We start from the raw sequence: 17,138 nt of genomic DNA, 5'->3' as shown, positions 1-17,138 counted from the left end.
CCTTCCAAAATCGATTTGCTAAATCCTCATGTCCCTTAAATGAGTGATCAAACAAGCACATGATATCCTCCGCGATTTTGCTGTTTTTCACAATCTTACTCGCATAATGCGGCGCGGGAAGCTTTTCAAAAGAGATTCGTCAAATTCGAATACCAGATATTCATCCATATCATGTTGTCCGTATAAAGCAGGATGCCGATGACGATCATCAGCGCGCCGCCGATTTTCATGAGCATATTCGAATATTTCATAAGCGGCCTGATGTTTCCGATAAAAAACGCCATGAGCAAAAAAGGAATGGCAAAACCTAGAGAATATGCGGTGATCATCATGAATGCGCTCCCAAAATCAGGGTTCTGAAAATTTGCATATGCGATCGTTCCGAATATAGGCCCGATGCACGGCGTCCAGCCCGCCGCAAAAACCATTCCGACAAGCATTGAATTCAACAAGCCTATTTTCCCTCTTCTAAACGAAAGGCGCCGCTCCTTCATCATGAAAGCCGGCCGGAAAACGCCGAGGAGGAACAGGCCCATGACGACGACAAATATTCCACCCAGCATGCGGATCAAGTTATGGTATTGCAAAAACAGCAGGCCAAACGAGCTGGCGGAGAAACCCAATATGTAAAAAATTACAGAAAAGCCGGCCAAAAAAGCAGCCGCGTGAATCATCACCGATTGTTTGATGCGCTTTGCATCTCGGTCTTTCAAATCGCTGACCGAAATCCCGGTGATGTAGGAAATAAATGATGGATACAAAGGCAGGCAGCACGGAGAAATAAACGACAGGAAACCGCCGCCGAATGCCAGCCATAAAGCGGCCATATACTTCCATCCCCTTCATGTTTATATATTTTTTACCATGTGATTCTCTTTCTCTAGCATAACATAAAAAACCGCCTATCATGGCGGTGATTTTTTGTATATTTGAAGCCGTCGCCAGATCATCCGGCGGACGGCTTCTTCACTATCTTTTTAACCGTTTAAAGCGGCTTTTTTCATATTGTCCTGAAGTTCCAATATGCGTTTTGCCCCTTCTTCGCGCAGGCGTTTGTTCTCATCTTCAATCTGCTTCGTCTCCTGCATGCCTTTGACAATCGTATTCCAAGACTGTTCGATCGTTTCAATATCGATGCTCGGCCTTCCGGACATTCTCGCGATTTCAACGGACTGGCTCGAAATATTTTCCGCGTTTCGCTTCAGCATTTCGTTGGTGCGGCGGTCGAGTTCGCTCATTGAATCGGCGACAAGCTTTTGGCGCTTGGCGGTCACCGCCTGGATGATGCCGTTTTTGAAAATCGGAATCGTAATGATGAATGCCGAGTTGATTTTTCCGATCAGCTTTGTGTTTCCGCGCTGGAGCAGACGGATTTGCGGCGCGGTTTGAATCGCAACCATCCGCGCCATATCGAGGTCATACACCCGTTCTTCCAGCGCTTGAATACCATTTCGAAGCGTATCAAGCTCCATCTGTGCCATTTGGTTACCGCTGGCCGCTTTCGCTTCATATTCAGGGATGAGCTGCTGCAATTCTTCTATTTTCATCTGGCCGGCTACGACGTATTTCTCCAGCTCCACATAGTAATTGAGGTTGCTTTCATACATTTCATCAAGCGTCACGGTCGATTTTGTCATTTCATCTTTATATTTCGAAATTTCGACGTTGATTTTTTCGATTTCACCGCCGAGCGTTTGATATTTTTTAAATATTTTCTCGATCATGCTGTTGCCGCGCTTAAATAACTTGGAAAGCAGGCCTTTCTGTTCTTCAAAGTCATTCTTGTCAAAGCGGTCCATGATTTTACCGAGCTGCGTCAACATCGCACCTGAATCTGTCACACTGTTTGTTCTCATCATAGAGAGAATACGGTCTGAGAACTTGGATATTTCAAGAGCGGGCTCTTTTCCGAATTCTAAAAGCTCCACTTGGTTTTTTACGTCAATTTGCCGTGTCAGAGCTTGCACATCGGGCTCCCGGCGGAGTTTGGCACGGATGTCTTCCGCTTTTTCAATCGTGATCTCTTCCTCTTTGCTGATATTGACGATGCTTGTTTCATTTGGATTTGCCATCAGAGTGGCTCCCTCCTTAAAAGATTTTATTGATGAACTTCCGGACGATTGACGGCTCTTTAAATTCCTGGTTGAAGGACATGTCATCAAGCCAATGGGTATCGAAATGCTGTCCATCGATATAGCGGTCAATACACTTATAGCCCGGCGGATTATAGATGATGATATCGATGCCGATTTCATTTAACAAAAGCAAGGCGGCCGCGTCTGAACGGGTGAGTGTTCCCGTCTGTTCAGTGTGGTACAAGATCAGCTTCGGCACTGTCTGTGAATAGTCAAATGTCTGAATCATATTCAAAAGCGCTGCCGGAAGCTGTACCGCCTGGGTGAACAAATACAGCTGCACATCGGCTGATTTTTCATTGTTCAAGGCCAGCATCTTCGGGCTTTTGCACAGCCTGGAAACCGCTTGGGCAATGCCGCGCTGCACTCCCTCAGGCAAATGCTTGTAGCGCCATATATTGCTCTCCATTAATCGGCCCGGATCGATCGTCCCCGTTTGATCAAGCGCATGGCTGTAATGGAATTGATAATTGGACGTCTCTTCCTTTGTAAACGGGAAGCGCCGGATCGTATGCGACTCCTTATACTCCGTCAGCGTCTGCAGACGGTCCCAGTACTCTTTTTCATTGCCGGAGACGCCCATGACCATCGCGAATAAGTTCGGAATGTTGACCGTTGATTGAGACGCTTGAAAATCGGGTCTGATAAAGGCGCGTTCCTTCGCAATTAAAAACAGTTCATCATATGTGGTCTTCAAAGTCACGGAGACCGGGGTATGCTCCCTGAACTGCCAAGGTTTGTACATGAGCGAATCCTCATTGTGCAGAACAGTATCCAGCTCCTTCGCGGAACGGTACGCCACCGTTGATTTTCGCTGAGGCTTTTCAGTCGGGAACGGCTCTAATGCAGACGTGCCCGGGTATGTGAAAACAAAAGAAAGCTTTTGCTCAGGATCAAGCTGGCGAAATTCGTCTTTTCCCTCCGGATGAAACAGCAGCACATCACATCCGACAAGCATCAAATAGTATAAAAAATACCGTTGGCTCTTTGTGGTGTCCCCATACCAAACCACTTTCGGCATCGCATTTTCGCAGTCGGCTTCTTTCAGCCACTTCTCCAAATGATTGCCCATCCATTTGACAAGGTCGAGGAGGACCCGGCGAAACTCCGGATCGTTCAATCCTTTTTCATGAAAGGACTGAAACATCTGCAGCACTTCGATAAGCGCCTTCCTTAAATGGCGGTGCATCGCGGCGTCAGGGTGCTTAGGAATGAGCTGCTCCCCGTCGAGAAAAGCGGCAAACCGATTGACGGAAAGCCCTTTTTCTTTCTGATTGACCATATGGATGCGCTGTATGGCCTGAAACCTTTCCGGAGAAATGGTCTTATCAAGCGTCTCGCTTAACACATGCACATCACCGGACTCATACAGCTCATGGAGATATATGTAGTAATCCGTTTCATCGTGCGGCGTTCCGAGAATCCGTCCCGCCAGACGGCTTATCATCAGATGTCCGTTTTTTTCATACGGGGTTCTCTCCGGCAGCGGCTTCTTGATGATCTGCTTCCATTCATCATCATTGACCAGGGCGTTTTGAATATTAATCTCTTGATTCATAGCGCTCAGCCGTCTCCCCTTTCTTCTGAGTCAGTGTCACTTTTCCGTCCAAATACGGCACACATGCCCGCTCTTGTTACGGCATAGGTTGTCCCGAACTTTCGGATTGTTCCTGCAGGAAAATCATGCGCTCTCTTTCGGAGCGTAGACGAATCAATCCCCCACTCTTCACAAGCCTGCTGGGAACTGAGAATCTCGCTGCTCGTGAGATCGACTATTTTCATCATTGCTGTTCATCCTAAACATTCATTTGTTTTCTCCTGAGAATATTCACAATATATGATGCCGTCTGCGGCTCTTATTTTTGAGACCGGAGTGATGGTGCGGCATTTATACAGCAAAGGCGCTTTGCCCATTTCTCAACACCCGGCCCGGCCTAACTTCCGAACGATCCAAGATTTGAAAGCGGTTTGGACGCTCTAAGTATGTCTGTATAGCTGCGGTTTTCATGATATACACCGTAGATTTCAGCCTTTAATAATATTTTTTTGGCCCAGCTGAGGTACGGCTTGATTTCGATCATTTTATTTGAAAAAGAGCTTTTCACAACGCCTCGGGTGCCGTCGGCACTTTCGACGATGCTCAGGGCATCCAGATAATCTTCCATTGAGATAACGTGCAGGCTTTGGACCGCTTTTATTTGTGACGGATGAATCACGCTCTTGCCGTGAATGCCGTTGGCCAGATCAAGAAGCGTTTCATTGATCAATCCGTCTATATACCGATTGATCACAAGCGAAGATTCCCCCGCATCAGCCCAATTCGGCCCAAAAGTCTGAACTGTTCGCGAAGCATCTTCAAAGTACTCCCAGACAGGCCCCGAAATCACAAATTGCAAGCCGAAATAATTGACGATATCTTTGATGAAATCAGAGATGACCAAAACGTCATAAATCGGCGTTTCCGGTTTTCTTCTTATCCCATACAGACCGCACAAATCAGTCGCGCCGATCCTAATATTCAGAACGATATCTTGATAAAAGCCCAGCGTTGATTTTAATTCTTGAAGCGCCTTTGCCCTCGTTTCCATTGCCAGCAGGTCGGGTGTCTCAAAGATCGGCATTCCGTACAGCACAATGCCGGATTCTTGCGACAATTTCGTTAAAGTATCAAGATAGTGCTCCGCATTCAGCATCGAAAACTTCGGAAATACGAATCCGGTAAACAAGTGAAGCGCGCGGCCGAGCTTGTTGCCCAATTCGAGCATTTGCTCAGGTTCCCGCACCCGGATAAACATCAGCGGCAGCACATCGCCGCTGATGTTCTGCAGTTTTTGCGCCTGGTAAATCATGTCGGCCTGACTGACAAGATTGTTTTCAGCCTGGAGAACCTCACAATCGCCGATCGAATCTTCAAGGCAAAAAACGACCGAGCACAGCTCAGGATACTTGTTATTGATCATGACATCTGCTATATCTTTTCGGTTCCCCGGAACATAAAGCGCAGCTCCAAGCGCATGCTCCAGAATGTGCTTCGGAGAGTCTTTAGTAACCGAACCCGGCAGTTTGAAAAAGACATCTTCTTTTTGAGAGGCGGATAAAAAATCAAAGTATTGCATATGGGTCACCTTCTTTGAATAAGAATCATACACCCCTTTGATGTAAAAAAGGGCGGAGCAGATATACTCCCCCCTTTATGTTTTGCAGTTTGTTATTCTTCCTTTGACGCCGCCGTTTGCTCTTTCACAGCTTTTTGCTTGTTCATATAGTGAATGATGAATGTCACGGCAAAAGCGATAATCAGAATGATAAAGAAGACGCTGTGCGGCATTTCAATATGCCATACACTCGCAGCCATTTTCAGTGCGATGATCCCGATTAAAACAAAGGCCGTTGCTTCAAGTTCAGGCACTTTGTCAATCAGCGTCAGGAAGAATTTCGCAACGGTTCTCATCATTAAGATGCCGAGCATGCCGCCGATCAGAAGCACCCATACCTTTTCAGATACGGCAAATGCCGCCAGGATGCTGTCCACCGAAAATGCGAGGTCCATGAGTTCTACCGAAATGACAGTCGCCCAGAAGACCCCGAAAACGCGTACCATCCAGCTGTCTTTTTTGATGGCGTTTGATTCATCATCGCCCTCACCGATGAAGAAGTGCTTGATGACGAGCCATGCCAGATATGCGGCTCCGAGCAGTTTGATCCACCAGAATTTAATCAGGATCATACCAAGTCCAATGAATAGAAACCTAAAGAAGTAGGCTCCGATTAAACCGTACGTCAACGCTTTTTTGCGCTGTTTTTCCGGTAGGTGCTTTACCATGACGGCGAGAACGAGAGCGTTATCCGCCGATAAAAGCCCTTCCAGCACGACCAGCGAGCCGATCAGCCCCCAGGAAACGGGGTCCGTTAATACTTCCACCCACATTTCCCAATCGAAAAATGAGGCGTAAACTGACATAATATGATGAAATAAATCCACTTTGGTTACCTCCTAATGATGAAAAAGCAAGACTGAACCACGCAAACGTGATTCAGCCGGCAAAACTAGACTTGCAGGCCGTAGTTGCGGCAAAGCGATGCCAATCCGCCGGAAAATCCGCTGCCGATCGCATTGAATTTCCAATCGGCTCCGTGACGGTACAATTCGCAAACAACAACCGCTGTCTCAATCGAAAAATCCTCTCCCAAGTCAAAGCGAAGCAGCTCCTCATTTGTTGATTCATCAACGAGCCGGACAAACGCATTTGAGACTTGTCCAAAGTTTTGGCTGCGGCTTTCCGCCTCGTGAATCGTCACCGTGATGCCGATCTTTTCAACATGGTCGGGTATTTTTGAGAAATCGACGATGATTTGCTCGTCATCGCCTTCACCTTCTCCTGTCCGGTTGTCACCCGTATGAATCACGGCGCCGCTCGGATGCTCGAGGTTGTTGTAAAAGACGAAGTCGCGTTCATTGATGCAACGATCGTTCTGATCGACAAGAAAAGCCGACGCATCCAAATCAAAATCGGCGCCGCCAGTATATTTGTTTGTATCCCAGCCTAAACCGATCAGCGCTTTCGTCAAACCGGGGTTCGTTTTCGTTAAATCGATCCTTTGCCCTTTAGATAATTGAATCGCCATCGATAGGACCTCCTTTAAGAAATGTCAGGGACCGGACAAACGGACGCCAGGGCGGCGACTGCTGTCCGGATCGTCAAAATCAGCCGACCTGCAGGCCGAAATCGGTGGCGATCCTCGCCAGTCCGCCTTGATAGCCTGAGCCGATCGCTGAGAATTTCCATTCTTCTCCGTGACGGTACAGCTCTCCCGTGATCAGCGCTGTTTCAATCGAGAAATCTTCACCCAGATCATAGCGGATTAACTCTTCATTCGAGTCTTCATTGATCACGCGAACATAAGCATTTGACACCTGTCCAAAGTTTTGGCGGCGCGCTTCCGCTTCATGAATCGTAATCACAAAAGAAATCTTTTGAATGTCGGCAGGCACTGCATTCAAATTGATTTTTACCTGCTCATCGTCTCCTTCGCCTTCACCTGTTCGATTATCGCCTGTATGTATGACAGCTCCGCCTGCGCCTTCGGTCTGATTATAGAAAATAAAGTCCTTTTCAGAAGCGCATTTGCCTTCTGCATTGAGCAGAAACACGCTCGCATCCAGGTCAAAATCAGCGCCGCCGTCATATTGATTGACGTCCCAGCCAAGGCCCACGACGACTTTCGACAATCCGGGATTTGTTTTTGTTAAATCGATCTTTTGTCCTTTCGCTAATGAAATTGCCATGTTATCTCCCCATTTCTTTTATGAATGTCAGGCGTAGCGTTTGACGATTTCCGTAATGCTCGTATCGTTTGTGCCTTCTCCGACAGCGGTGAATTTCCACTCGGCGCCGTCACGGTAAATCTCGCCCGCGATCAGGCTTGTCCGTCCAGAATAATCGTCCCGCAGATTGTATTTGACCATCTCCACGCGATCGTTCATATTGACGATGCGTATGAAGGCATTTTCAATCATTCCGAAATGCTGGCTTCGTTTCACGCAATCGTATATATTCACGACAAAGACAAGCTTATGAATATGCGAAGGAACTTTTTGCAAATCTACGATGATTTGTTCATCATCTCCGCTGCCTTCCCCTGTCAGATTATCTCCGGTATGTTCGATGCTGCCGCATCTGCTCTTCAAGTTTCCGAAATAAATGACGTTCTTGTTCTCTGTGACTCTTCCGTTTTCCAGCATCAGCACGGATGCGTCACAGTCAATATTCGGGGCTCCTCCTCCAAACAGCTTTCCAAAAAAACCGCCGCTTCCGGATGCTACCGGGTCCCAGCCGAGACCGACCAAAATCTTCGAAAGCCCCGCTTTCCCTTTTGTTAAATCAATCCGCTGACCTTTCTCTAAAGAAATAGCCAAACTGTTCACTCCTCCGTTGAATCATGACTTTCAAGATCACAGTGCTGGATGAGAATAAGAGTTTGATAGATCCAATTATCACGCCAGCGTGATTCATATCTTCACAACTACAAGACCAATGAATCATTATTTAACCTGCTTAACTATATATACGGAAAGATTCAGGGGAAAGTTTCGCGGTTTTTCGATATTTTTTTTTCATCTTTTCATCCTGGCCAAAAGAGAGACGACAATAGTAGCGATTGCACGAAGTCATCATGTTTGGTATAGTATATCTAAAAGATATATATCAAAAAGATACAGAAGGCGGTATGTATGACAAAAAGAAATCACACGACTTACGCTCTCCTTGGATTGATTACGGCCGGCTACCGGACGGGTTACGAAATGAAACGAATGATCGACCAAAGTTTGAATCATTTTTGGAAAATCAGCTACGGCCAAATTTATCCCGCGCTACGCCAATTAACAGAAGCAGGCTGGGTCGCTGCATCTCCGACGCTCTCGGACAAAAAGCCGGACAGAAAAGAGTACCTGATTACCGATGAAGGTCAAAAAGCACTGCATAGCTGGCTTGAAGAACCGATCAATGGCATCGCCTCAGAAAAAAACGAATTTTTGCTGAAGCTGTTTTTCAGCAAGGAAGAAGAGCGGGAGAAAACCGCTTTGAAAGTCAAGGAGTACCAACGAAAGCTTGAAGAACGGCTTGAGGCATATCAAGCAATCGAGCAGTCAATTCTTTCATGCAGCTCCCATTCAAAGGACAGAGAGTACTGGCTTTTCACTTTGGATTATGGAAAACGCACCACCTCGGCCGGAATTGAATGGTGTGAAGCCACAATCAACCGGCTGAATGGAAAGGAAGGGACCAATGGGTAAAACGATCATCAACAAGCCTTTTACTGCCGCCCCTGAAGATGAAGTCGTTGTATTTGTGATCGGGATGAGAATAAACAAGTGGCATGCTGTTCATAAATGGTGGCCGGTTTTTACCGCTATGGCCCCTATGATAAAAGAGCTTCATCAAAACAAAGACCTCGGCTTTCTGGCAACGGAATCATCCATCAATTTCAGGACGATTTTTCTCATTCAATATTGGCGTTCTTTCGAAGATTTGACAGCATATGCAAAGGCTGATAAACATATGGCGGCTTGGCGCCGTTTTTATCAGAAAACTGCCGCATCAGGAGCCGTTGGCATCTATCATGAAACGTATACAGTTCCAAAAGGGCGCTATGAGGCTTTTTACCATAACATGCCGTTGTTCGGCTTGGCAAAAGCGTACGGACATCAACCTGTCACCAGCAGAATCAAAACCGCTGAGCAGCGAATGCGGGGATCAGATATAGCGGGGAAATAAGCAGAAAGGAGCCTTATCGGTTACCCGATAGGCCCCTTTTCTGCTTAAAAAGCTCCTGCCCCGTCGCCTCCGCCCGCTCCGGGACCGCCCGCATCATATGCCCCGGCGTGCTCCTGCGAAGACGGCAGCTGCCAGCTGTAAAACGGATAATGCAAACAGCCTGCTGCGGCCATACCCAGGACAGGGGAAGCGTAATCAAGCCTGTTTGCTGATTGATTAAACCATCCTGCAGATTCATCCTCAACTTCAAGCACAATTGCATAGATCATCGTCTTTTCGTTTTGAGACAGGCTTCTCCCTGAAAACAAATCTTCTTTTCTCAGATGGTTTCTCCAAGAAAGAATCGATCTTCGGCAGATGGAAGCGTACCTGCTCTCTTTTACGGCCGGAATGAAGGCAATCAATAAGATAGACAGCCCGACGCATATGCCGTAATACAAAATGGTATGGATGCTGTCGATAAACACAGATGCTAAAAACAAGCCGGCCAAAAACAAAATCGTATACAGCTTTGATTTTGCAAGAACAATGCCCGCCGACAGTGCAAAGCCAAATATGACGCAAGCCGCCATGAATCCGGCCTGATGCACCACGTCTGCATACAGGATAAAGAGCAGGAGTCCGGTATGGACCGAAAGCAGTGAAAGCGACAGCATTCTCAGCCAGCGGTTTTCTTGAAACAGCTCCTTGAATTCAGGCGCTTGTCTGACACTTTCCGTCCATTTTTGAACCACGTTTTGAAGAATGATCCTCTTTCGTTCATATTTGCCCAGCTGTTCCTTATGCTTGCATTCTTCCTCAGTCGGCCCGCTGAGGGAATCCAGCCTGAACATATAGGTATCGCTGCCCGTTTGCTCAAAAAGTTTTTCAATTAAGAGCTGATCAGGCTTTGGCAAATCCGCCTTGCTCCCGGAAAATTCGAATTGGTATGTGTCATCAGGCGCCTCAGGATCGTCAAGAAACCTTTCTTCCGCCTGTACCTTCCGCATAGTGACCAATCCCCGTTGATAAAGCGAAAGCATGCCGGCCAGGAGATCACGGTCTGTGAAACGGCCTTTTTTGTAAAGAAAAGCGACAAGTACAGGATCTAAGGACTCGAGTTCTGCAAACGAAAGCATGGCACGGCGTCTCTTCTTCAAAAACGAAAGCATGACAGCCATGATGACCATGAACCCGACAATCCCCGAAAATATCCAAATCATCCTGTCTGCGCCGGCAATCCGTTCATCCCGATCGGCGTAGCGTTTCGCCTCGTCTTTCTCCTCCTTCAGCAGCTCATCCTTTGTCTGATAAGAAGGGTGCCGGACCGCCTCTTTCAAGGCGCTCTGCGGAAAATATATCCTCAGTTCCGAGCCCGTGCCTGCGCGATAGAGTCCTGTCTCGTAGATGACTGATGAATCGTTCACCTTCGTAATCTTTCCGTTTCCTTTTTCACGCAAAAACGCATGAATATCACGTGCCTTTACCGAATCAGGCAGATGCACTTCAATCTTTACCCGGCCGAAATCCGTATTTGCCTTTTGGTAAAATGAATGAATCAAAATCGACGTGTCTTCAAACTTTTGGGCGGCATCTTCGATCACATAGCGAAACATCACTTTTTTTGTTTCATCCTTTGATGCCGAATAAGCATAATAAGTCCCGTCTTCTTTCTTTGTCTTCAACGGGATGGCTTGATCGCCTTTTTTTTGATGATTGGGAAGCAGATAGGCTTTAAAATTCTTCAAGCGGCTCGCGGTTTCTTCGCTGAACGATCTTGTCGCCCCTTCGAAAGAGCCTTTAAAATCGTATGTGTAAACTTCCTCTACGCTTAAATTACCGTTTTCTTTTACTGTCGCGCGTATATCAGCCCGCTCGATCGAAAAGGATTTGCCTGCTTCAGAAAAGCCTGTGACGAGAAAAAAGGCAATGAACATAAAAAAGAAAAAGGAGTGCTTCATCGTTTAGTAAATCCTTTCGTTTTTTGTATCTGCCTTATATACGGAAAAGCAAGGAAATTGTTTCAGCGGTTCACAGAAATGACAGAGATGACAATTTTATTATAAAAGCACATCTACGGTCTGCCGCACAAGCCATAAAAGAAAATATGCATCATTTCCTCTGTAAACTGTCTGTTTTTTTCAAAGGCTTCACCCAAAGTTTTTGAATGTTCAATGATCATATTCATAAAGATGAGAAAGCTTTCCGCGGTGATCTTGGGAGAGATTTCGCCTGACCGATGACCTTTTTCAATCATTTGGAGCATAAGGGGAATGATTTTTTCATCGTATTGCCGCTTTACATAATCCATTATTTCACTGTCTTCGATCATCACCTCTTTGACGACCGTTAGAGCAAATTTTTGATTATTGGCTTCCCTTTTCTGCAAAATCATCAATTCAATCTTTTCTTTAACGGAAATATCTTTGTTCATATATTCTTCAAAATCGCTGATGGACTGATCGATATAATCTTTGAAAACCTCTTTCAGGAGCGCTTCTTTGCTTCCAAAGTAATTATAGATCGTCACCTGCGAAACATTTGCCGCTTTTGCGATATCGGTTATCCGGATGCGCTTTGGCTCCCATGTTTTGAGCATATCCAAAGCCGTCTTTTTGATTTTCTCTTTAATCAGCAAAGCCCTTTTTTCAAATCCGTTCATATAACCATCCTTACATATCTTTCTTAATGAAATTATAACATAAAAATATTTCACTAATTCCGTTGACAAAAAAGTTCATAAGAACGTAAAATTAGTTTTGTAATTATTAATCACTATTATTTCATAATTTTCATTTTGGAGGTGTCACATGCTGACAGTTGAACGTCTTACGAAAAAGTTTTCCAATGGCAAAGGTATATTTGATGTTTCATTTCATGTTCAAAAAGGTGAAGTGTTTGGATTTTTAGGTCCAAACGGAGCTGGAAAATCAACAACCATTCGACATATCATGGGGTTTATGAAGCCTGATCAAGGCGATATCAAAGTAAACGGAATGAACATCCGGAATCATCAAGGCGACATTCAGCGGCATATCGGCTATCTTCCCGGAGAGATTGCATTTATCGAAGGAATGACGGGAAAACAATTTCTCGATTTCATGGCAAACATGCATGGTTTAAAAGATACAGCTAAGCGCAATGAACTCATCGAACGGCTCCAATTCGATGTTCATACGCCGATCAGAAAAATGTCGAAAGGAATGAAGCAAAAAGTCGGGATTGTCGCTTCCTTTATGCACAGCCCTGAAGTCATCATTCTTGATGAACCGACCTCAGGCCTCGATCCGCTGATGCAAAAAGTGTTTATTGAAATCGTGCTCGAAGAAAAAGCGAGAGGAACGACGTTTTTAATGTCTTCCCACAGCTTTCCTGAAATCGAACGAACCTGTGACAGAGCCGCCATTATAAAAGACGGCATCATCATTGCCGTCAAAGATATCCATGAACTGCAGTCGATGCAGCGAAAGGTATTCGAAGTTACATTTGAAAACAAGGGCGACATTCCCGCCTTCATGAATTCGGATCTGCAAATCGAATCCCGGACGGACAATCGTGTCAAAGTGGCCGTTTTAGGGAACCATGATCAATTTATTAAAGAAACCGCCAAATATCACATTCGGCACATTGATTCTTCTTCACAAAGCCTGGAAGAGATTTTCATGAACTACTATGACAGAAAGGGGACAGTGAAATGAACTTCTCCCTGTACAAACAAATGATGAGAACAAACATGCAAGGAATCATAAGCTACGGGGCAGGCTCCGCTTTCTATATTCTTTTGATACTGGGCATTTATCCAAGCATCGCGGGCAATGCGGAGGATATTGAGAAAATGATCAAATCGATGCCGGAAGGCTTTCTCAATGCTTTTGGGTTTGAAAACGGACTGGGGAATCTTGAAGATTTTATGTCTGGAGAGTATTACGGTTTAATCTTTATCGTGATTTTGTCGATCTTCTCTGTCATGCTGTCGACTAAGCTTTTGGCAAAGCTCGTGGATCAAGGGTCAATGGCCTATATTCTGTCTGCGCCGACAACGCGCGGCAAAGTGGCTTTCACCCAAGCAGCCGTTTTAACGACAGGTCTTTTGATCATTATGACCGTGACGACAGCGGCCGGGCTGGCGGGCTACCATTTGATGCTGGGCGGTGATTACGATTTTAATGTGTCAAGGTTTCTCGTTCTGAACTTGCTCGGCTTTCTGCTCTTCTTTGCCGTCGGCGGCATCTCGTTCCTCTTTTCGGCCATTTCAAATGACGAAAAAAGAGCCCTCGGACTTTCCGGAGGCATCACGTTTTTATTCTTCAGCTTCGACTTGCTCGGCAAACTAAGCGAAAAGACGGAATGGATGAGGAGCCTATCGGTTTTCTCTTTATTCAGACCTGGCGATATTGTAAACGGGAGCGCCGATATCGCTCAAGTGTCTCTTGTTCTTGCCGCGGTCGGTTTTGCCGCCTTCGCACTCAGCATTCTCATCTTTAAAAAGCGCGACTTGCCGCTGTAATATAAAAACGCCGCTCCCGATCAGGAACGGCGTTTGTTTCTGTATGATATTTTATTCAACGACCCGTCTGACAACTCCGCTGAAATGCGCTTTCCAGTACGGGTTGCTCATAGAATCGACGGATACCCCGCGTGAGCTGTTATCGTTCAAGAATGTTCCATTGCCAAGATAAATACCCACGTGGCCATTCGTTTTGTATGTGTCAAAGAAGACCAAGTCTCCACGCTTCATTTCAGACGCGCTCACAGCTCGTCCTTTGCCGACAAGCGTACTTGTTGTCGCACCGAATCCAAGCTCTACACCTGCTGATGCATAAGCCCAGCGCACAAATGATGAGCAGTCGAAACGACGGTTGTCGATATCAGCTTGAGAACGTCCGCCTCCCCATACGTACGGAGATCTGCCGACGATGCTTGAACCTGTGCTGATGGCAGCTTCAATTGCGTTTCCATTGCTGCTTACAACAGAACCGGAAGAGTAGTTTCTTGACGGGCTGCTGCTTTTCTTGCTGCTTGAAGAACCGCTGTTGGACGATCCGTTGGATTTGCTGACTGAACCTGAGGTTGATCCTGAGTCTGACTTTTCAGCCGTAGCAGATTCTTCTTTCGCTTTTGCTGCTGCAGCCACTGCAGCTCTTTCTTCTTTAAGTTTTTGTTCAAGAGCGGCTTCTTCTTTTGTCAGTGAGCCCGCTTCTTTTTTCAGATCGCTCAGCTCTGATTCTGCTGCCGCCTGTTTCGTTTGCAGCTGCTTAGAAAGGTTCGCCTGTTCTTTCAGCTGTTTATCAAGATCCGATTTAAGCGTTTTTAAATCGGCTAAAGTTTTTTGGATTTCATCCAGTTTTGTATTTAAGTCAGACATTGCTTTTTCAAGCTTGTTTTTATCTTTTTCCTGCTCGTCAAGCAGGTCTTTATCCGCGTCAACAATTGTTGAAACAGCCGTTGCACGAGTGATAAAATCTCCGAAGCTTTGTGCGCCCAGAAGGACATTCAGATAGTTTTGGGATCCGCCGTTTTCCTGCAGGCTGCGCACGCGATTTTTAATCACTTTTGAACGCTCTTCAATCCGCTTTTCAGTTTCTTTGATTTCTTTTTTCAGAGCTTCCACTTCTTTTTTGGTTTTTTTGTTTTCTTTTTCTTTGTCTTCGATTTTGTTGCTTGTTTCAAGTGCTTTTTTATCAAGCTCTTGGATTTTGGCTTCAAGCTTTTTCTGCTCGTCTTGCAGCTTGGCGATTTCTTTCCGCTTGCCCTCGATGCCTGAATTCACTTCAGAACGCTTTTGCTGAATTTCTTGTTTTTGCTGAGAGGTTTCTGCCGATGCCGTGTTGTTCATAAAGGGGGTAAATAGACTAGCTGTTCCGAGAATCGACGCTAAACCAAAAGTATAAACCTTTTTTTTCACTTTCTACTCCTCTTTCCTTTATGTATTCTTGTTTTTTCATTATGTAAATTCGCTTGAACATTATTAAAAAATGAATCTTATGACCTATGATTAATATATCCGTTACCGATGTACAGACGTTATTATACCATCTATTTTCGACAATAGGCGTCAATTTATATTACATTTATATTTCGTTTTTGTTTCAGCAGTGTCATGTTTTGACTCATCTTGTTTTAACTCTCGTATTCTCTTCGATTTGACCCTTCCTGCTGTTTTTCATATGCTTGTCTTACTGAAAAGGAAGGCCGGTGACAAATGATGCAGCTCAGTGTTCTTGACCAGGTTCCAATATCAAAAGGCTCAGATGCGTATTCAGCCTTGAAGCATTCTGCAGAGCTGGCAGAGCTCGCGGATCAATGGGGGTACAAAAGGTATTGGTTTGCCGAGCATCACAGCACACGCGGACTTGCCAGTACCGCTCCCGAAATCATGATCGCACACATTGCGGCAAAAACTGCAAATATTCGCGTCGGTTCGGGCGGTGTTCTGCTTCCTCAATACAGTCCCTTTAAAGTGGCTGAAAGCTTTCGGCAGCTTGAAGCCCTTTATCCCGGGAGGATTGACCTGGGGATCGGCCGCTCTCCGGGAGGCACAGCCAAAACGAGGCTGGCGCTGACAGACGGGGTTCATAAAAGCCTGGACGAATTCCCGAGACAGCTTCAAGACTTGTTGGCCGCCGGAGGTGTGGCTTTTAGGGCTTGGAGAAAACAGCGCGAAATTGGCCGGTGACATGGGAGCGGGATACGTATTCGGACATTTCATCAATTCCGCAAGAGGGAGGAACGCCTTTCAATTATATCGGGAAAGCTTTCGGCCTTCTCCTTTCTTTAAGCGCCCCCAATCTTTAGCCGCCGTTTTCGTCGTTTGTGCGGAATCCGATGAAAAAGCTGAGGAGCTTTGCTTGAGCCAGGATTTATGGCTTCTAAGAGTTGAAAAAGGATTGGACAGTCTTGTCCCAAGCATTGAGGAGGCAAAATCTGCCACTTACACCGCTGCCGATAAAAAAAAGCTTGCCCACAACCGCAGCCGTATGGTGATCGGGTCTCCTCGAACGGTCAAAAGAAAACTGCTCGAGCTCTCTGACCGGTATCAAACAGATGAGTTTATGGTTTTGACGAACGTTTACCGGTTTGAAGATAAGAAGCAGTCTTACGAAAGACTTGCAGAGTTATTTTGACCAAAAAACATCCCTTTTCAAAATCCGTTGAAAAGGGATGTTTTTATTAAAACGTATTATAGACATTCTCACACTCTTCCGCTGTCGGCTCATAAAAACAATGCGCTTTAAAGCGGCCGACATGCGGCTGATTATACCACTGTGCGGGACACGCCCCTGCCGGTCTGAAATACCACAAACTAAACTTTGCCGGCCAGAGCCGCTCTCCGTTGATCGCCCTGCGCGCCAAGCGCCTTTCGCTTTCCCGTGCCCTTTGATAGAAATAACCGTGCGTCACGGCTTCAAACGCATGCGGCTGATGGATCATCTGCGGAATGGTGCGAAGTCCCACAAAGTCGGAACAGTTTGCCCTGATGCGGTTGATTCCGACATTTCCGACCATCAGCATTCCTTGCACGCCTTCGCCTTCAGCCTCCGCTCTCAAAAGTCTGGCCAAAAGATTGATATCTTTAGAAGAAGCCTTAACTACTGCCATATTAGTCACCCCCATGATGTCGTCACCTTTATCATATTCTGTTTCATTTAGGTGATGACGATTTCGGGATTTATCTTTGACATTCCCCTTGAAAGAAAGCTATTCTTCTATTATCAGAACCCGAGAAAAAACAAAGGGGAGCGGAGGG

The 17,138-nt window shown here is 45.9% G+C and carries 17 protein-coding genes and 1 pseudogene; 5 read left to right on the top strand and 13 right to left on the bottom strand.

Going from position 1 to position 17,138, the window contains the following annotated elements:
• Positions 1-125 precede the first annotated feature (125 nt).
• From CP943_RS02205 to CP943_RS02165, 9 genes are all read right to left on the bottom strand, one after another.
• Positions 126-827, bottom strand: coding sequence for a cytochrome c biogenesis CcdA family protein (locus tag CP943_RS02205; protein ID WP_105980690.1), 702 nt, complete (start codon positions 825-827; stop codon positions 126-128).
• Positions 828-977: 150 nt separating this feature from the next.
• A complete protein-coding gene (locus tag CP943_RS02200) occupies positions 978-2,072 on the bottom strand; it encodes a toxic anion resistance protein (RefSeq protein ID WP_020450069.1) in 1,095 nt (364 codons plus the stop codon).
• 16 nt (positions 2,073-2,088) lie between these two features.
• The gene (locus CP943_RS02195) at positions 2,089-3,693 is read right to left on the bottom strand and encodes a YceG family protein (protein ID WP_039073168.1); all 1,605 of its coding nucleotides are present in this window, start codon (positions 3,691-3,693) and stop codon (positions 2,089-2,091) included.
• Between the two features lie 5 nt (positions 3,694-3,698).
• Complete coding sequence (locus CP943_RS02190; RefSeq protein ID WP_003178729.1) at positions 3,699-3,920, bottom strand: helix-turn-helix domain-containing protein; 222 nt, start codon at positions 3,918-3,920, stop codon at positions 3,699-3,701.
• A gap of 149 nt (positions 3,921-4,069) precedes the next feature.
• On the bottom strand, positions 4,070-5,251 hold the full coding sequence (locus tag CP943_RS02185; protein WP_020450067.1) for an HpcH/HpaI aldolase/citrate lyase family protein: 1,182 nt from the start codon (positions 5,249-5,251) through the stop codon (positions 4,070-4,072).
• Positions 5,252-5,343: 92 nt separating this feature from the next.
• A complete protein-coding gene (locus CP943_RS02180; RefSeq protein WP_020450066.1) occupies positions 5,344-6,117 on the bottom strand; it encodes a TerC family protein in 774 nt (257 codons plus the stop codon).
• A gap of 65 nt (positions 6,118-6,182) precedes the next feature.
• On the bottom strand, positions 6,183-6,761 hold the full coding sequence (locus tag CP943_RS02175) for a TerD family protein (RefSeq protein WP_020450065.1): 579 nt from the start codon (positions 6,759-6,761) through the stop codon (positions 6,183-6,185).
• Positions 6,762-6,840: 79 nt separating this feature from the next.
• Positions 6,841-7,422: a TerD family protein gene (locus tag CP943_RS02170; protein WP_020450064.1), complete on the bottom strand. Its 582-nt coding sequence runs from the start codon at positions 7,420-7,422 to the stop codon at positions 6,841-6,843.
• Between the two features lie 27 nt (positions 7,423-7,449).
• Positions 7,450-8,052, bottom strand: a complete 603-nt coding sequence (locus CP943_RS02165) for a TerD family protein (RefSeq protein WP_020450063.1) — start codon at positions 8,050-8,052, stop codon at positions 7,450-7,452.
• Positions 8,053-8,367: 315 nt separating this feature from the next.
• On the opposite strand from CP943_RS02165, the gene CP943_RS02160 reads away from it, so the two are divergent.
• Together CP943_RS02160 and CP943_RS02155 are read left to right on the top strand one after the other, a co-directional pair.
• Positions 8,368-8,931: a PadR family transcriptional regulator gene (locus CP943_RS02160; protein WP_026580493.1), complete on the top strand. Its 564-nt coding sequence runs from the start codon at positions 8,368-8,370 to the stop codon at positions 8,929-8,931.
• Positions 8,924-9,412: a DUF4188 domain-containing protein gene (locus tag CP943_RS02155; protein ID WP_023857802.1), complete on the top strand. Its 489-nt coding sequence runs from the start codon at positions 8,924-8,926 to the stop codon at positions 9,410-9,412. Before CP943_RS02160 ends, CP943_RS02155 begins: the two co-directional genes overlap by 8 nt.
• A 44-nt stretch (positions 9,413-9,456) precedes the next feature.
• Here the strand turns inward: CP943_RS02155 and CP943_RS02150 are convergent, their stop codons facing one another.
• The gene (locus CP943_RS02150; protein WP_103750335.1) at positions 9,457-11,352 is read right to left on the bottom strand and encodes a DUF2207 domain-containing protein; all 1,896 of its coding nucleotides are present in this window, start codon (positions 11,350-11,352) and stop codon (positions 9,457-9,459) included.
• Between the two features lie 113 nt (positions 11,353-11,465).
• Positions 11,466-12,053 (bottom strand): TetR/AcrR family transcriptional regulator, encoded by a 588-nt coding sequence (locus tag CP943_RS02145; protein WP_023857800.1) that lies wholly within the window; start codon positions 12,051-12,053, stop codon positions 11,466-11,468.
• Positions 12,054-12,201: 148 nt separating this feature from the next.
• Here CP943_RS02145 and CP943_RS02140 point away from each other — a divergent pair, with 148 nt between their 5' ends.
• Positions 12,202-13,089, top strand: a complete 888-nt coding sequence (locus CP943_RS02140) for an ABC transporter ATP-binding protein (protein WP_105980689.1) — start codon at positions 12,202-12,204, stop codon at positions 13,087-13,089.
• Positions 13,086-13,898, top strand: coding sequence for an ABC transporter permease subunit (locus tag CP943_RS02135; protein ID WP_105980688.1), 813 nt, complete (start codon positions 13,086-13,088; stop codon positions 13,896-13,898). Before CP943_RS02140 ends, CP943_RS02135 begins: the two co-directional genes overlap by 4 nt.
• A 51-nt stretch (positions 13,899-13,949) precedes the next feature.
• On the opposite strand, the gene CP943_RS02130 is transcribed toward CP943_RS02135, so the two are convergent.
• Complete coding sequence (locus tag CP943_RS02130) at positions 13,950-15,296, bottom strand: C40 family peptidase (protein WP_105980687.1); 1,347 nt, start codon at positions 15,294-15,296, stop codon at positions 13,950-13,952.
• 297 nt (positions 15,297-15,593) lie between these two features.
• Between CP943_RS02130 and CP943_RS02125 the strand changes: the two are divergent.
• A pseudogene (locus tag CP943_RS02125) lies at positions 15,594-16,515 on the top strand (LLM class flavin-dependent oxidoreductase).
• A gap of 46 nt (positions 16,516-16,561) precedes the next feature.
• Here the strand turns inward: CP943_RS02125 and CP943_RS02120 are convergent.
• A complete protein-coding gene (locus tag CP943_RS02120) occupies positions 16,562-16,990 on the bottom strand; it encodes a cell wall hydrolase (protein WP_023857795.1) in 429 nt (142 codons plus the stop codon).
• Positions 16,991-17,138: the final 148 nt, after the last annotated feature.

Origin of the sequence: Bacillus paralicheniformis (genome assembly GCF_002993925.1) — a bacterium.
Classification (GTDB): Bacteria; Bacillota; Bacilli; order Bacillales; family Bacillaceae; genus Bacillus; species Bacillus paralicheniformis.
This window is presented reverse-complemented; position numbering and strand designations above follow the sequence as displayed.

Coding starts and splice junctions, on each gene's coding strand:
- CP943_RS02205 (WP_105980690.1), bottom strand. CDS start 827: ATGGCCGCTTTATGGCTGGCATTCGGCGGCGGTTTCCTGTCGTTTATT.
- CP943_RS02200 (WP_020450069.1), bottom strand. CDS start 2,072: ATGGCAAATCCAAATGAAACAAGCATCGTCAATATCAGCAAAGAGGAA.
- CP943_RS02195 (WP_039073168.1), bottom strand. CDS start 3,693: ATGAATCAAGAGATTAATATTCAAAACGCCCTGGTCAATGATGATGAA.
- CP943_RS02190 (WP_003178729.1), bottom strand. CDS start 3,920: ATGATGAAAATAGTCGATCTCACGAGCAGCGAGATTCTCAGTTCCCAG.
- CP943_RS02185 (WP_020450067.1), bottom strand. CDS start 5,251: ATGCAATACTTTGATTTTTTATCCGCCTCTCAAAAAGAAGATGTCTTT.
- CP943_RS02175 (WP_020450065.1), bottom strand. CDS start 6,761: ATGGCGATTCAATTATCTAAAGGGCAAAGGATCGATTTAACGAAAACG.
- CP943_RS02170 (WP_020450064.1), bottom strand. CDS start 7,422: ATGGCAATTTCATTAGCGAAAGGACAAAAGATCGATTTAACAAAAACA.
- CP943_RS02160 (WP_026580493.1), top strand. CDS start 8,368: ATGACAAAAAGAAATCACACGACTTACGCTCTCCTTGGATTGATTACG.
- CP943_RS02155 (WP_023857802.1), top strand. CDS start 8,924: ATGGGTAAAACGATCATCAACAAGCCTTTTACTGCCGCCCCTGAAGAT.
- CP943_RS02150 (WP_103750335.1), bottom strand. CDS start 11,352: ATGAAGCACTCCTTTTTCTTTTTTATGTTCATTGCCTTTTTTCTCGTC.
- CP943_RS02145 (WP_023857800.1), bottom strand. CDS start 12,053: ATGAACGGATTTGAAAAAAGGGCTTTGCTGATTAAAGAGAAAATCAAA.
- CP943_RS02140 (WP_105980689.1), top strand. CDS start 12,202: ATGCTGACAGTTGAACGTCTTACGAAAAAGTTTTCCAATGGCAAAGGT.
- CP943_RS02135 (WP_105980688.1), top strand. CDS start 13,086: ATGAACTTCTCCCTGTACAAACAAATGATGAGAACAAACATGCAAGGA.
- CP943_RS02120 (WP_023857795.1), bottom strand. CDS start 16,990: ATGGCAGTAGTTAAGGCTTCTTCTAAAGATATCAATCTTTTGGCCAGA.